General features: G+C 56.2%; 12 protein-coding genes and 1 other RNA gene. 8 read left to right on the forward strand and 5 right to left on the reverse strand.

Annotated features, from left to right (window positions below):
- Nucleotides 1-113: 113 nt before the first annotated feature.
- On the forward strand, nucleotides 114-1,433 hold the full coding sequence (locus tag NHH03_RS16955) for a glycosyltransferase family 4 protein (RefSeq protein ID WP_253158174.1): 1,320 nt from the start codon (nucleotides 114-116) through the stop codon (nucleotides 1,431-1,433).
- Nucleotides 1,434-1,475: 42 nt separating this feature from the next.
- On the forward strand, nucleotides 1,476-3,374 hold the full coding sequence (locus tag NHH03_RS16960; protein WP_253158175.1) for a heparinase II/III family protein: 1,899 nt from the start codon (nucleotides 1,476-1,478) through the stop codon (nucleotides 3,372-3,374).
- Nucleotides 3,375-3,604: 230 nt separating this feature from the next.
- Here the strand turns inward: NHH03_RS16960 and mog are convergent, their stop codons facing one another.
- Nucleotides 3,605-4,168, reverse strand: coding sequence for a molybdopterin adenylyltransferase (gene mog, locus NHH03_RS16965; protein ID WP_253158176.1), 564 nt, complete (start codon nucleotides 4,166-4,168; stop codon nucleotides 3,605-3,607).
- The gene (locus NHH03_RS16970) at nucleotides 4,165-5,307 is read right to left on the reverse strand and encodes a M24 family metallopeptidase (RefSeq protein ID WP_253158177.1); all 1,143 of its coding nucleotides are present in this window, start codon (nucleotides 5,305-5,307) and stop codon (nucleotides 4,165-4,167) included. Before NHH03_RS16970 ends, mog begins: the two co-directional genes overlap by 4 nt.
- Nucleotides 5,308-5,782: 475 nt before the next feature.
- Between NHH03_RS16970 and NHH03_RS16975 the strand changes: the two genes are divergently transcribed.
- The 3 genes from NHH03_RS16975 to NHH03_RS16985 all read left to right on the forward strand — a co-directional run bounded on the left by NHH03_RS16975 (nucleotide 5,783) and on the right by NHH03_RS16985 (nucleotide 9,853).
- Nucleotides 5,783-6,937, forward strand: coding sequence for an SGNH/GDSL hydrolase family protein (locus NHH03_RS16975; protein WP_253158178.1), 1,155 nt, complete (start codon nucleotides 5,783-5,785; stop codon nucleotides 6,935-6,937).
- A 135-nt stretch (nucleotides 6,938-7,072) separates the two neighbouring features.
- The gene (locus tag NHH03_RS16980) at nucleotides 7,073-8,308 is read left to right on the forward strand and encodes an outer membrane protein assembly factor BamB family protein (protein ID WP_253158179.1); all 1,236 of its coding nucleotides are present in this window, start codon (nucleotides 7,073-7,075) and stop codon (nucleotides 8,306-8,308) included.
- 81 nt (nucleotides 8,309-8,389) lie between these two features.
- Nucleotides 8,390-9,853 (forward strand): BNR-4 repeat-containing protein, encoded by a 1,464-nt coding sequence (locus NHH03_RS16985; protein ID WP_253158180.1) that lies wholly within the window; start codon nucleotides 8,390-8,392, stop codon nucleotides 9,851-9,853.
- Between the two features lie 174 nt (nucleotides 9,854-10,027).
- Here the strand turns inward: NHH03_RS16985 and NHH03_RS16990 are convergent, their stop codons facing one another.
- Nucleotides 10,028-11,029, reverse strand: coding sequence for a Gfo/Idh/MocA family protein (locus NHH03_RS16990; RefSeq protein ID WP_261364318.1), 1,002 nt, complete (start codon nucleotides 11,027-11,029; stop codon nucleotides 10,028-10,030).
- Between the two features lie 165 nt (nucleotides 11,030-11,194).
- Here NHH03_RS16990 and NHH03_RS16995 point away from each other — a divergent pair, with 165 nt between their 5' ends.
- From NHH03_RS16995 to ssrA, 3 genes are all read left to right on the forward strand, one after another.
- Nucleotides 11,195-12,487, forward strand: coding sequence for an outer membrane protein assembly factor BamB family protein (locus NHH03_RS16995; RefSeq protein ID WP_253158182.1), 1,293 nt, complete (start codon nucleotides 11,195-11,197; stop codon nucleotides 12,485-12,487).
- 230 nt (nucleotides 12,488-12,717) lie between these two features.
- Nucleotides 12,718-13,323, forward strand: coding sequence for a metallophosphoesterase family protein (locus NHH03_RS17000; protein WP_253158183.1), 606 nt, complete (start codon nucleotides 12,718-12,720; stop codon nucleotides 13,321-13,323).
- 177 nt (nucleotides 13,324-13,500) lie between these two features.
- Nucleotides 13,501-13,874: a transfer-messenger RNA gene (ssrA, locus tag NHH03_RS17005) on the forward strand.
- Between the two features lie 46 nt (nucleotides 13,875-13,920).
- On the opposite strand, the gene NHH03_RS17010 is transcribed toward ssrA, so the two are convergent.
- The gene (locus NHH03_RS17010) at nucleotides 13,921-15,156 is read right to left on the reverse strand and encodes an NAD(P)/FAD-dependent oxidoreductase (protein WP_253158184.1); all 1,236 of its coding nucleotides are present in this window, start codon (nucleotides 15,154-15,156) and stop codon (nucleotides 13,921-13,923) included.
- Between the two features lie 46 nt (nucleotides 15,157-15,202).
- Complete coding sequence (locus NHH03_RS17015) at nucleotides 15,203-15,709, reverse strand: MarR family winged helix-turn-helix transcriptional regulator (protein WP_253158185.1); 507 nt, start codon at nucleotides 15,707-15,709, stop codon at nucleotides 15,203-15,205.
- Nucleotides 15,710-15,716 lie beyond the last annotated feature (7 nt).

Here is a 15,716-nt window from a genome sequence, read left to right on the forward strand (position 1 = left end):
CTGCCAATCTGAATGGACGACGGGAATGATCCACGGTGTCCGTTGGTCTGGTATTGCTGACGGGGACTGCAAGCCTCGGCCATGGTTCTGCTCCTCTAATTGACTGTTGCGCTGTGAAGATTGTTTTTTTTTCGCACTACTACTCGCCGGAGGGGAATGCGCCGGCATCGCGGACGTCGGAACATTGCTCGCGATGGGTGAAACAGCCTGGGGTTGAGCAGGTGACGGTGATCACTTGCGCGCCGAATGTGCCTGAGGGCAAAGTTTATTCGGGCTATCGCAACCGGTTGTGGCCACAGCGTGAGACGATTGACGGGGTGGATGTCATTCGTGTTTGGACGTACTTGCGGCCGAATCCCAGTCGTGGCGGTTTGATCATCAATTACGTGTCGTATTTGATGTCAGCCCTATTTGCGTTCGTTTTTCTGGTGCGGCGGCCCAATGTCATTGTCGCAACCACGCCGCAGTTCTTTTGTGGCATCGCCGGTGTGCTGGCCAGTTGGCTGAAGTGGCGACCACTGGTCTTGGAGGTCCGTGACATTTGGCCCGAGTCAATTGTTACGGTCGGCGCGATTCGGCGGGGGCTATTGATTCGTGTGCTGGAACGGATGGAGCGTTGGATGTATCGCAGCGCCAGCCAGATCGTCGCCGTGGGGCCTGGGTACCGGGACAACATCTTGTCGAAAGTCGATGTCGCCGATCGGATCTCGATCGTGACCAACGGCGTGGATCCGATGAAGTTTGTCCCAGATGAGGATGAGCATTCCTTTGCCGCTGAATATCAGCTGGGCGATCGATTCGTATGTTCTTACATCGGTACGGTCGGTCGGGCCCATGGATTGGACGTCGTCGTGCGAGCAGCGGAGCGACTGCGTCAGCAGCGTCGCAAGGACATCGTGTTGATGATCGTCGGTGGCGGTGCCCAGCTGGATCAGATGCGGCAGAGCGTTGCTGATCAGGGGCTAGGCGACTGGATCGTATTGACCGGGCGGTTGCCAAAAACACAAATGCCCCATGCTCTGGCGGCCTCCGACGTCTGCTTGGTGCATCTAAGCAAAGTGGATTTGTTCGAACACGTGATCCCGTCCAAGATTTTTGAAACCATGGCGATGCAGCGACCGATCATCATGGGCGTCCGTGGTCGTGCACGTGACATCGTATTGTCGGCCAACAGCGGCGTCGCCATGGAGCCGGAAAATGACCAGCAGTTGGTCGAGATTCTGCAGTCGATGGCGGGTGACCGCGAAACGGTGCAGCAAATGGGCCACAACGGTCGACAGTTTGTGATTGACCATTTCAACCGCGACGTCCTGGCGGTTGACATGTTGGAGATCGTTCGTCGTACCGCTGCCAAGGAAACGTTTTGTTATCCCGATCGGAATTGGGATGTTATGGGGGCGTGCGAGAATGCGGTCGAAGCGGGGCGGCGGTGAGTTCAATGCCGCCAGGTTGCACCTGGCCTACTGGGGAGTGTGATGGGGGATTCTAATCGGCTACGTCTTTCGCGCTCGGTTGCGCTGATTCGTTATCACCGGCCGGGGCAGTTTGTTTGGCGGAGCTACCGAGTTTTTCAACGTCAGCTGCGTCGACGGATGCCCGAGCGGTTGGTGTTTGTACCGCGACGAACGATCGCCAGTTGGAAACTCGGTGCCGACGTGGTGTGCCGGCAGATTGCCGAGCGACGACGATTTCTTTGGCCAGAGCGTTCCAGTGACGCAGCGAAGATTGCTGAGGGACGCTTCACTTTCTTGAACCAGACGCTCGATCTGAATGTGGATTCCGGCGACGGTGGTCAACGTCTCGATTGGAATCCCGATGCGCCTCGGTTGTGGCGGTTTCACTTGCATTGCCAGGAAGACCTGCTGGAACTGGCGGAGACCAAAGGGGCCGACGCGGCCTATCAATTGATCGCGTCTTGGTTGGCGGAACCTAGGAATCAGTTCCCGACGCGTGATGCCGACGCTTGGCATCCATTCTGTCTCTCCCGGCGACTGCCTGTTTGGCTATCGTTGGCCAGCGTTGCGGAACCACCGCTCGAAATTGCCGGCGTATTTTGGGCCAGTGTTGCTGATCAGGTGAGTTGGCTGCGCAGAAATTGTGAATGGGATCTGGGCGGCAATCATTTGCTGGAGAATCTGACGGCGCTGTATTTGGCCGATAGTTTTTTAGAATTCCATGCCTACACCGGTCCCCGCGGTTCAATCGATCTGTCGCAGACGGGAATGCCCAAATCAAATTCCATTGAACGGACCGAACGGCTATTGCTGGAACAATTGGACGAGCAAATTCTGGAGACAGGCGAGCATTTTGAACGGACGCCGACCTACCATGCTTTGATGCTGGTGTGTGTGTTGCAGTGTATCGAAGCCGCGGATTTGAATGGCAGCGGCCAGCGTGATCGATTGATCCGGGCGGCGAGCCGGATGAATTTGTTTGCCAAGTATCTGCGGCAGGCCAATGGCAGGTTTCCCTTGTTGTCGGATTCGGTTCAGGACGAGACACCGGACCTGGACAAATTACTCGCTTGGGCTGATACCGCATGGGATCCGAGCATCACCAATACTCCGACACTGGACTATTGGACCTGCTTGTCTGGCGACGGGGATCGGTTGTTGTTCGACACCGGCCCATTGGCTTGTGATCACCTGCCGGCTCATGGGCATGCCGATCTATTGCAAATCACGGCGACGATCGGCGGACGAGAAGCGATCGTTGACACCGGGAATTTTGAATACTCGCCGACTCCGATGCGTCAACGCTGTCGATCCACCGCTGCCCACAACGTGTTGCAGTTAGGGGACCAGGAGCAGTGTGATCTCTGGTCGAGTTTTCGCATGGGGCGGCGCGGCCATCCGGTATGGCGGCAAACCGGGCATGCCGAAGACTATTCCTGGTGCGCAGCGGCGCACAATGCGTATGGATGTTTGGTGGGCCGAGTCGTGATTTCGCATCGTCGGTGTTGGAATGTGATTGACTGGTTCCGCAAGGCGCCCGAGCCGGTGATCCCGACGTCACGATTGCATTGGCACCCGGATTGGAAGTTGGAGATGACGGAAGTTGACAATGTGGTTTTGGTCACACATTCAGAGCAGCCAAAAATGCCAGCGTTGGTGCAGTGCATTGGAATGGGCAATCAAGCGATCCTCGACTCGAGTGTTTTCTGCCCCAACTTCGGCGAGCGTTTTGCGAATCAAGTGTTGGTGAATCGTTCCGGGCCGGCGACCGACGGTTGGCTTGGCTTTCGCGTGTCTCGCCACCCGATCGAGACACCCGTCCCGTTGACGTTTGACCTGTTTCCCAAGCATCTGGAATTCGTCTTGGACAAGCGAGACCGAATCAAGTTGTCATTGAAAGACGGATTCGTGATGCAGTGATGAAGCGGTGTGTTGGTAGCTGATCCCGCCAGGGTTCAGACCAAGCGCAACTCGACCGTTTTAACTGGACTCCGGTTAGCTCGTCTCGCCGTGCCGACCGACTGAACCCTGGCGGGATCAGCTACGAAGTCACCCTTGCTGCGATCGGGGTTGAAAGCTTTCTGAACCCTGGCGGGATCAGCTACGAAGACACCTCGTGTGTCGGCGATCTCGTGGGTAGTGGAGGCCGGTCACTGGGGTGGACGGAAGGCTTGGATGCGGGCAGGGTTGGTTTCTAGGCGTGGACCGTTCATTAGGTCGATGCAGTAGGGGACCGCTGGAAAGACGGCGTCCAGGCATTCGGCAATGGCTTTGGGTTTGCCCGGCAGGTTGATGATCAGGCTGTCGCCCAATAAGCCGGCGGTCTGTCGTGAAAGAATCGCCGTGGCGACTTTCTCTAGCGAGACTTTACGCATTAGTTCACCGAAGCCGGGCATCATGCGGTCACAAACGGCCTCGGTTGCCTCTGGCGTGACGTCGCGTTTTGACGGACCGGTTCCGCCGGTCGTGACCACTAAACAGCATTGCTGTTGTTGGCACAGTTCGCGCAGCGTCCGCTCGATGGTTTCTCGGTCGTCCGGGATGATGCGGGCAATGGGCTGCCAATTCGACGTCAGCACTTCATCGAGATAGGAGTGGATCGCGGGGCCGCCACGGTCTTCGTATTCGCCGCGACTGGCGCGGTCGGAGACCGTGACGATACCGATTCTCGCAATCGAATCGCTCGATTGATCGTGGGTGGGGGGGTGATTCACTTCCAGTCCAATCCGTCATGTAGCTGATTCAGACACTGTGCGTCACCCTCGCGCACGACCAGCATGTCTTCGACACGCACGCCGCCGTCGTTTCGCCCGTACAGTCCCGGTTCGATTGTGAAGACTTCTCGCTCGAGTAATGGCCCGCCGCCAAAGTCCAACAGGATTGGCTCGTGGACTTCGAGTCCGATGCCGTGGCCGGTGCCATGCTGCAGACTCGGTTGGTCAGTGATCTTGCCACGTGAGAGTTCGTAGCCGCCATCCATCAATGCGGCATCGGAGGCACGGTGGACTTGATCGGCAGTGTTCCCGACTCTCAGTTGGTTCGCTGCTGCGTGTTTGGCACGGATCACCGCGCGGTGCATGTTTTGCACCGTTTCGCTAGGTTGGCCGTTGACAACCGTCCGTGTGCAATCGCCCCAGTAGCGTGTTTGGTTGTTCATTGGGAACAAGTCGACGATCACAGGAACGTTGACGCGCAAGGGGCCATCGCCGGCATGGTGGCAATCAGCTACTTCGGGCGCCGTGGCAACAATGGCGCCGTGCGACATCGAGTAATCACGCTTCAAGAATTCTGCCGCAGCGATTGCTCGCGTTCTTTGGCTGGTCAAAACTTGGCCATCGTGCATCAACAGGCCGTCGGCGTTTACCGGGCAGTGGGCGATCAGTTCGCAGATCAATCGCATGACGGTTTCGGTCACCGACTGTGATTGAATCAACGCCTCGATCTCTTGTTCTGATTTTTGCCGTCGATCGACGACCCCCAGATCGGGATCGTAGGTGAGCTCCACGCCGGATTGTTGTAGGTGCCAGGCAAAAATGTACGGCAGGCTGCGATCGACCGTTGCGGCGACGATACCTTCACGCCGGCAAAATTCAGCGACGGCTTGAGCGGTGGCGGTTTCGCGATCCGGGTCCAATGATTCGGGCGGCGTATAATCGGCCGGACAAACGACTTGGTCGGCATCACTGTTGGCGCGAACCCGGTCCATTTCCAAGTCGCGAACCAGAGCAACGCTGCGCTGGTTGGTCTGGACCCAAGCGGAGGGGTCCCCCAGCGCGACACGAACACGTCGATACAGGGAGGGGTTTTTATCCGCGATTCCCGCGAAGATGACGGTGGAAGGTCGATTCGGCATCTTGGTACTGGGTGAGAGGGCGTCGGTTCAGAAGGATGGGTTATAGTCGATTTGCCCCATCTTTCGAATCCGGCCTGTGGTCAGAGTAGGCCAGGTGAAACCTGGCGAAGGAATTTTGAGATTGCGTTTTTCAATTTGGCATTGGTTTTGGTAACGCGAGGACGCGAGAGTTGTGAAGCCGGCGTTTGGGGGAGAGGGGAGCCAGATTTTGAATTGTGTAGACACCCATGCCCAAGGGAGAGCGAAGAAATCGAAGTCGCAATTTGCTCGACTCTTTCAATTAACAATGAAGATTGGCGCAATTTCAAAACGCACGCGTCAGACTTACCGCCAGGTTTCACCTGGCCTACTGGCCACACCAGCGTCAGCGGGTGTTGTGGAAAATAATACCGGTCGGACAAATCCTCCACACCAGCGCTGTTGGAGCGGTGAGTTCGGTGGCGTCGGTTGCTATGCTTGGCGGATCGGTTTGGCGATGCCTCTGTGGCATCAATCTGAATCACTCTCCAACTTTAGTGACCTGATGAATTTAGTTTGCAATCGAAGAACGTTTGCAGCGGCGTCCGCATGGGGGCTGGCCGCATTCTCAACCGCGCGTCTGTCGGCATCGGATTCTGATTCGATCGGTTGGCACGATGTTCAGGAGTGGGGTGTGGAGGGCCGCGGGTTCGCGGATACGGATCTGTATTTCGATCGTTTGCCAGCGCGGGCTAACGGGGTGGTGCGAAACGCAGTTTGGGGATTGAGTCGTCACTCGGCTGGGATGATGGTTCGCTTCCGCACCGACGCGACAGAGATTCACGCGGACTACGAACTCGGGTCAGCAAGTCTGGCAATGCCCCACATGCCTGCGACCGGGGTTAGCGGGTTGGACTTGTACGGCCAGGATACAGACGGCCGTTGGAAGTGGGTTGCCGTTTGCAAGCCGAATGCGCAGAAAATGAAGTTGAAATTGATCGACGGACTGCGTGAGGGACTTCGAAACTATGCCATCTATTTGCCGCTTTATAACTCCACGCGAACCTTGAAGATCGGTGTGCCGTCGGGCAACCGGTTTGAAGCAATCGAGCCACGAACGGAAAAGCCGATTGTGTTCTATGGCACATCGATCACGCACGGTGCCAGTGCCTCGCGACCGGGAATGCCTCACCCGGCGATCCTGGGACGACGATTGGACCATCCGGTGATCAATCTTGGTTTTTCCGGCAATGGAAAACTGGAGCCAGAAGTGGGGCGATTCTTGGTCGAATTGGATCCCAGCGTGTACGTGTTGGATTGTCTGCCGAATATGGTCGCCGCCGAGGTTGCCGAGCGGACGGAGCCGATGGTCCGGCAATTGCGCAGTGCGCATCCCGACGTGCCGATCGTGTTGGCCGAAGACCGCAATTATGCCAATTCGTGGGTGCGACCGGCCCAGCAAGAACGCAATCGGTCCAGCCAACTAGAATTTCAAAACGCCTACGCCCGATTGTTGGACGCAGGCGTCGCGGGGTTATTCTATCTGCCGGGCGAACGATTGCTCGACGCAAACGGTGATGACACCACCGATGGATCGCATCCGTCAGATCTAGGATTTTACAATCAAGCAAACGCGTTTGAGCCGGTGCTTCGACGCGCATTGAACTTGTAACGGTTCGACACGGATCCATCACGCGACAGATTCTGTAGAATACGACAAACGCCACTTTCTCTGATCAACCACACAGCGATGTATAAAATCTCTCTTTTGCTCGTCTTGTCCCTCAGTGTTCTTCCAACGCGGTGGATGGGGCAGGCATCCGCGGCGGATGCGGATTCAACGACGCCGACCTTCGAGTCGACCGATTGGCCCTGTTGGCGAGGACCGGATCACAATGGGATCGCCAGTTCGGACCAAGACCCGCCGACTGAGTGGAGCGAGACTGAAAACGTGGTTTGGCGGACGGCAATTCCAGGGCGCGGGCATGGATCAGCGATGGTCTTTGGTGACGCCGTTTACGTGCCGACCGCCGACGCCGAGCGAACTGTTCAGTCGGTGATTTGTTTGGATCGGGAGACTGGAAAGCAGCGTTGGGAAGCCATTGTCCATCAGGGCAAAGCGGAAAATAAGAGCACGCGTCAAGCCAACGAACGAGCCTCCTTTGCCTCGTCGACGATTGCGACCGATGGGCAGCGGTTGTTTGTAAATTTCCTGTATGGTGACGCGGTGTTCACGTCTGCTTTGGATCTGCAGGGGAATGTTTTGTGGCAACAACGATTGTGTGACTACATACTGCACCAAGGTTATGGATCGTCGCCGACGGTCTATCGTCAATTGGTGATCGCAGCAGCTGATAACAAAGGCGGTGGTGCAATCGTTGCCATGAACCGCGATTCGGGGGAAGTGGTTTGGCGGCGCGATCGCCCAGCCAAACCCAACTATGCTTCTCCAGTCGTATTTACGATTGATGGCCAGGATCAATTGATCGTCACGGGATGTGATTTGGTCACCAGTTTGGATCCGGCGACCGGTCAAACACGCTGGGAAATCGAAGGTGCGACGACGGAGTGTGTGACCACGTCGGTGACAGATGGCACACACGTCTTCAGCAGCGGTGGCTACCCCGACAACCACATCAGCGCCGTTGTGGCTGATGGATCAGGAAAGGTCGCCTGGCGAACCAAGACCCGTGACTACGTTCCGTCGATGCTGCAACGCGACGGAGTCTTGTATGCAACACTCGATGCCGGAATCGCAACTTGCATCGAGTGTGAAACGGGCGAAACCCTCTGGAAAGCTCGATTGGGAGGAACCTTCAGTGCTTCTCCGGTGATGGTGGGAGATTTGATTTATGCGACCAATGAACAGGGCGAGACGTTTGTGTTCAAAGCGAATCGCGAGAGCTTTGAGCAAGTCGCGCACAGCAAATTGGGTGAAAGCGTATTTGCCACGCCCACGATCTGCGGCGGACGGATCTACACGCGCGTCGCGCATTATGAAAACGATAAACGTCAAGAATATCTGTACTGTATCGGCCAGTAGGTGTGTGGGATCGTAACAAGATCCACTGCGGCGGTGTGGCTTTGCTGCCCACTGAATTGCGTCGGCTATATTGGAGATCGAATGATGCTGATGGTTTGGTTGGTATTGGTGTTGGCGTCGGTTGGGACTGCGTTTGGACAGGACGCTGACCTGAGTGGTCAGCGGGTTCCGGGGTACAAAGGCATCTGGTTCACTTTGGGGCAGTTTTATGGCAAGGGATCAGTGCAGCAAGCCTATCTTCCAGCCTCGCGTGAACCCGTCTTCCCCTATGGCGACAAGTATTCGGGTGGGCTGGGGACTTACACCGCAAAGCACACGCCGCTGGCGATCTACAGTGAGCAAGCCGACAAGACGTTCTTTGTTTATGGCGGCACAACGAACGCCAAAGAACGGCATCTGTTGTGCATGATCTCTTATTACGACCACCGTACCCACCAGGTTCCGCAGCCGGTGGTGGTGCATGACAAACAGACGGTCAACGACCCGCACGATAACCCCAGTCTGGCGATCGACAAGGATGGTTTTTTATGGGTCTTTGTCAGCGGACGCGCTCGGGCCAGACCCGGGTTTAAATACAGAAGCACCCAGCCGTGGAGTATCGATTCGTTTGAGTTGATCACAACCGAAGAGATGACGTATCCGCAGCCGCATTACAACCGTGATCGTGGGTTCCTGCACTTGTTCACAAAGTACACCGGGGTGCGGGAGTTGTATTGGGAACAAAGCAAGGATGGGATCGAATGGTCCAAAGATCAAAAGCTGGCGGGAATTCGAGAGGCCGGCGACAATCGAGGCGGGCACTATCAAACCAGTGCTTCGCATGGAGATGTAGTCGGCACGTTCTTCAATCGCCATCCTAACGGCAACGTCGATCAGCGGACCGATTTGTACTATTTGCAAACGTCTGACCAAGGGCGGACATGGACCACCGTCGATGGCCAACCACTGACGATTCCGCTGACAGAAGTCGAATCGCCGGCACGGGTGATTGACTATGCCTCCAAGCGGCGGAACGTGTATTTAAAAGACATGGGATTTGATAACGATGGAAACCCCGTGTTGCTGTACGTTACCAGCGCGGGGCACGAACCGGGGCCACCCAATGATCCACGTGAATTTTGTTTGACGCGATGGGACGGTCTCGCTTGGCAAACCTCCACGCTATGCGCCACTGACCACAACTATGACATGGGCAGTTTGTATTTGCAGCCAGCCCATTGGCGCGTTCTGGTCCCTTCGGCAGCCGGCCCCCAGCCCTATCATGGTGGCGGTGAAATGGTGCTTTGGCACAGTGAGGATCAGGGGGCGACTTGGTCAGTGGAGCGGCCCGTCACACAATCCAGCCCCCGCAATCACAATTATGCGCGCCGTCCACTTCGCGCCAAAGACCCGTTCTATGCGTTTTGGGCCGACGGGGATCCGACGGAATTGAGTGAGAGTCGGCTGTATTTTTCCGATTCCGACGGCAAACGGGTTTGGCAATTGCCTGGCACGATGCAGCAACCGTTTGCCGAGCCGACGTTGGTCGTTCCGCGAGAACGTTGAATCGCAGCCATGCGCGAGTGGCGCGGTGTGGCGGATTTATCCGACTGGAGTGGCGTTGCTGCGGGAACGAAAACCGGTCGGATAAATCCTGGAGTGAAGGGATCTTGAGCGAGATCGACTACTCCGCACTTCGTCTGGCACGCTGCAGCGTGAACTCCAACGGTGTGGATTTCTTTATTCGCTTTGCCATTGGCAAATTTGGATGGCGTCTGCGGCTAGTTTGCCATCTAGCAGTGGAGAGACCGTTCCGCTGCGCAGCGACTCCGCGGCGGCGTCGATCTCTTTGACAAAGCTGGAAATGGGATCGCCATCGCCCAGTTCGGGACGCTCGACGGTGCCGTCTTGGTGCAGGATGACCAACGGAATCGTGGCAGTCGTCTCGTCGCTGTAGGCTGCGAATTCAAACTGGATGGTTGCCTTTTCAAACGAGACCTCGTAGCCATGGGTGAATCCGCGTGCCGGTGAATCGATCACGCCTCCACCAGCTGAAACGGGGCGACCGTCCGAATACCGAAATAGCGTTTCGTAAAACTTTGGCACGCCACTGTGGCGAATGCAGCTCGATTGGACTGAGTCAGGCATACCGAACAGAATTCGGATCAGATGCGCGTCGTGGACATGCAAATCAATCAGCGGACCTCCAACACTCGTCGGGTCATAAAAATCGGGGATCCAATCGGGCGGTGAAATGGTTCGTTTGAATCGGCCGGCGATCGGCCGGCCATAGCGACCATCATTTGCGGCCTGTACCAGCAGCTCGAATTCCGGCATGAAGGGCAGTACGTGGGCCACCATCACATCGCCTGGTTGTCCCATTGCGGCAAGCCGATTTGCATCATCAGCCGTCAACGCCAGCGGTTTTTCGCACAACACCTTCTTACCGGCGGCGAGGGACTTTTCGATCGCCTCGGCATGCAAACTTGGTGGCAGACAAATGTCGATCAATTCGATCGAATCGTCTTCTAGCATTGCGTCAAGCGAGTCAAACACCGAGAGTTGGGAGACGTCGATCTGTTCACCTGGAGGTCCAAAGTTGCCTTGAATTCCAGTCCAATCGCCACCGCGTTTGCCTGCGTCGCGGCTGCAAAACGCGACCAATTCAGCTTGATTACTTCGCTGGTAGGCCAGATAGTGAATCCAACCCATAAATCCGACCCCAACAATTCCCGCTCGCATACGCTGTATCGTCCTTCGTCCGTTACCCTAATTGAATTGAACCCAGCGACGGATTGTAAACGTTTCTTCACCGCCAGACTGCGCGGAGCATGAAATTCGGTGTCGGCGTTGCGCCGGTCGAGAGAGGCGTCTTGGCTGGGAATGATCTTTTTTCCATCAGTTGTCATGAACAAACCAACCACTTTGCGTCCATCGTCAACCGTTGTTGCATTCCTGGCAACCTGTGTGTTGATCCCCAGTTTGTTGTCCGCAGCAGATCCTGCGTTAGGACCGTGGCCACAGTGGCGCGGCCCGGATGCCAACAACCATGCCGGAGACGATGCATCGTTACCGACGCAATGGGACATGGCGACGGGCGAGAACATTGCTTGGAAGACCAAGCTGCCTGGACGGGGCCATTCGACTCCGATCTTTACGCCGCTGGGGATTTTCTTGACGACAGCCGACGCCAGTGCGGGGACACAGTCGGTGTTGAGACTGAAATTGGATTCCGGTCAGCTGACTGACCAGTGGGTGCTGCATCGCGGTACGTTGCCGGCTCAGATTCATCCCAATAATTCATACGCATCTCCGTCGATGGCATTTGATGGCGACCTGCTATTCGCCTGTTTTCACACCGATGACTCGATTGTGTTGACCGCTCTGTCACCTGACGGGCACAAGAAATGGCAAACCAAGGTGTCGCAGTTTTTGCCCTCGGCGTTTCAGTTCGGGTACGGTGCCAGCCCGATTGTGGAGCAGGATTTGGTGATTGTTGCTGCGGAGTATGACGGGCCGGACAGCGGGATTTATGCATTCGAACGAGCGACAGGCAAGCGGGTTTGGAAGATCAAACGCCCGGAAAACCTGAACTTTGCATCACCAATTGTTGCCACGATCGCTGGTTCGCGACAATTGCTGATCGCCGGAGCAGACCAATTCTGTAGTTATGATCCAGTCACCGGCCACAAGCTGTGGAGTGTCGACACGACGACCGAAGCGATCTGTGGAACCGCCGTTTGGGACGATCGGTACGCGATTGTCAGTGGCGGCAATCCAGTCGCTGGCACCTGGTGTGTGAGTGCCAGTGGTCAGGCCACGGTGCAATGGAGTAACCGTGTGATGTGCTATGAACAATCGCTGTTGGCGATCAAGCACTTTGTGTTTGCGGTGGCTGACAACGGAGTCGCCTATTGTTGGCGTTCGCAAGACGGAAAAGAGACGTGGAAGCAGCGATTGTTCGGGGGCGGGATCAGTGCGTCGCCGCTGTTGGCCGGTGGGCACGTGGTCGTCGCCAGCGAACGCGGGGAAGTCTTCATCTTGCTTGCTTCACCAGATCGCTACCAGGCAGTGGCGCAAATTCAAACCGGCCAATCAATCTTTGCGACACCCGTCGCGATCGGAAACCGGCTGTACATTCGAACGGCGATGGACGAGTCCGGCAAGCGACAGGAGTATTTGGTCGCGATCGGAAAATGATGATTCAGCGGAACATCAACTGGCGCTGTCCCCGAGGGAAGCGGATCTCGCCAGGGTTCAGACCACGTTTTTTTTGTAGCTGATCCCGCCAGGGTTCAGTCGGTCTGAACCCTGGCGGGATCAGCTACGACCTTGGATTTTCCCACGCTTCAAAACGCTACAATTTGTCAGTTCTGCCGCAGTCCTCGGATGCGGATTGCATTGATCAACCTCTTGCTCGTATTGGTCTGATGAAACTGCTTTGTTTTAGCGATTTGCACTGCGACAGCCGTGCTGCAACAAACCTACTTGGCTTGGCAAAAGATGTCGATTTGGTGATCGGCGCCGGTGACTTTGCCAATCGCCATCAAGGATTGTCTGACACGTTGGATATCTTGAGCGGCATCGACAAGCCGACGATTCTGGTTCCTGGAAACGGTGAAACTGTTGAGGAACTGCGTGAGGCGACAAGAGATTGGAAGTCGGCCTCGGTCTTGCATGGCGAGGGATGTGAGCGACTGGGAGTCTCTTTCTGGGGCGTCGGAGGTGGAATCCCGGTCACTCCGTTTGGCGCTTGGTCGTACGATTTTGATGAACAGCAAGCCGAACAACTGTTGGCCGGTTGCCCCAAGGACGCGGTTCTGGTCGTACATTCTCCGCCGCTGGATACGGTCGACCGCGATTCCAGCCGGCGCGTGCGAGGCAGTCAATCCATTCGCGACTGCGTGATCGCCAAGCACCCGAAACTGGTCGTCTGTGGACACATTCATGACGATTGGGAGAAACAGGTCCAACTGGGAACCACACTGGTTCTGAATGCCGGGCCCCGCGGTGTGGTCACGGAAATCGCCGGCTGATGCGGGGCGGCGATTTTTGGAGACAAAATGACCAAGCCATTTTCTATCGGATTTTCTATCAATCCTGCGCAACGCGAGCTGCCAACAGGATGCGCGAGTGATTGGTCACTTGCCGCCGGCGGCCCAGCGGCTAAGATGGTAAGTGAACCTTTGGGGATGGGCGTTGTCCATTCCTATGGGGGCGACCTGGATTCGACCGGATGATTGGAAGCGAATGGTTGCGTGTCGTGGTTGATCAGTTGGCCACGTAAAAAGCTGATCACAATTTTTAATTGCAGATGAAAATCTAGCACTGGCTGCCTAATTACAGGCTGCCCGGACTAATGGGGGCTGCCAGAGTCGCCTGAAAGTCCGTCACAATTCTGGATCGCCCGCCGTCATGCTCGAGACGCGGTGGGTCAAATAAGATTCGGGCTAGCGAGCGGCGGAGCCTGTCGGGCAGCGCCGCAGTAAGCGAAACGAGCCTTTGGTTCATAACCGCCCGACTACACACGTAGACGCTGTCGTGGACGCATCGCGGGACGAGGGTTCGATTCCCTCCGCCTCCATCAATAAGCCTCTTGCCGAGTTGCGGTGAGAGGCTTTTTTTATTGCTGACTATTCGGAGGTTGCTTTGGTGACTTTCATCGAGTCGATGTCGTCGAATACTGGATCGAGTTCCTGTTTAAAGAGGTCGCCGATCAGCAGGTCGGTAATGCTTCCGCGATGCTGGGGGAAGCGGCGGATGAATTCGCCGAAGTTGAATCCGTCGTAGTATTCGCAAACCAATCGACGCATGCGGTTCATTCCCTCCACATATCCCGCTTCCCACTTTCCGAGTTGCGCCCGTGAGGTATCACCGCTTTGCAAGCCTTCGACAATCGCGTCGGCTGCAAGTTCTCCCGACTTCAAGGCCAACAGCACTCCGGATGAGTAGAGCGGATCGAGAAAGCCGAACGCATCACCAACCAACACCCAGCCGTCGCCGGCGGCTTGGCTGGCGCGGTAGGTGTAATCTTTTGTCGCTTTCACCGGGCGAATCTGTTTGCCCTGCATGACCCGCTCTTTCACGGCGGGGCAGTTCTCCAATTCCTCGGCAAAGGTGAGTTCGTGGTTTGTTCGCCCCTTGAACAGATAATCAAAATTGGCAACCACACCGATGCTCATCACGTCGTCCTGCATCGGGATGTACCAGAACCAGCCCTTCTTGTCTCGTAAACTCAGGACAACCGTGGCCCCTTCGTCTTTCCCTTGGTCTCGATACGCCCCTTCGAAGTACGTCCACAGCGCACCCTTGTTCAAATCAGGGTCGGGAACACGCAGTTTGAACTTGTTGATGAGCAGGGAACTTTGTCCGCTGGCGTCCACGATCACATCGGCTCGAATCGTTTTTTGAGTTCCCGATTGGTCCACTACCTGCACGCCGACCGCGCGGTCTTCGTCGAACAGTACGTCAAGAACACGCATGCCTTCGTGAACGGCGACGCCCTGTTCTTCGGCGTTCTTCAGCATCATGACGTCGAACTCACTCCGGCGGATCTGCCAGGTTTGTGAGCATTCATGCGGCTTGTTGTCGTGGAAATAGAACGGAGCGGAATGCTTGCCCGAGGGACTGACAAACTGAACACTGTACTTCTTGATGAATTGACTGGCCTTCATCTTCTCGAGCATGCCCAGTCGCTTCAGTACCCAGTAGGTTTCGGGGATTAGGGACTCGCCGATGTGGTAACGAGGAAATCGTTCGCGTTCGAAAAGTTCGACCTGATAGCCTTGTTGGGCGATCAGCGTGGAAGCGGTCGCCCCAGCAGGACCGCCACCGATGACAACCACATGGGGAGACGAACGATTTGTCATTTTCGAGTTCCGATTGATGTTGAACGTCTTTGGAAGCGGGCGTGGCTCATTGATCGACGAACGACAGGTTGTCGGCGTCTTCGTGTGGCTGGCGAGCTTGCCTGAGCAAGTCGGCCAGCTGGCACAGCGCTTTCTTGCTCATGTGCCCAAACTGTTTTTGATGGCTTTGTTGGACGGCATCGTGAATCTGATTGAGCAGGCTGCGTCCTTCGTCCGTGATACGGACTTCAACGACTCGGCGATTCTCCGCGCGTCGCTCCCGTACTAGCAGCCCTCGTTTCTCCAAACGATCCAGCAACCGCGTCATATCTGGGGCACGAGAGATCAAACGTCCTCCCAGAACCAGCGTTGGCATCGCATTTGGGTAAACCGATTTCAGTAAACGCAACGCGTTGTACTGCTGGGCCGACAGGCTGACTGCCGCGAACACCTCATCCTCGAGCGACTTGACGCGGTCATAGGTCCGCCACAAGTTCAAGAAGACCTCCTGTTCCAGCGAATCGAAGGATTGTTTCGCTGCTGGCGGCGCAGAATTCGTCGATGGTTTAGCCATAGCAACG

Source organism: Stieleria tagensis (assembly GCF_024129865.1).
Lineage (GTDB): Bacteria > Planctomycetota > Planctomycetia > Pirellulales > Pirellulaceae > Stieleria > Stieleria tagensis.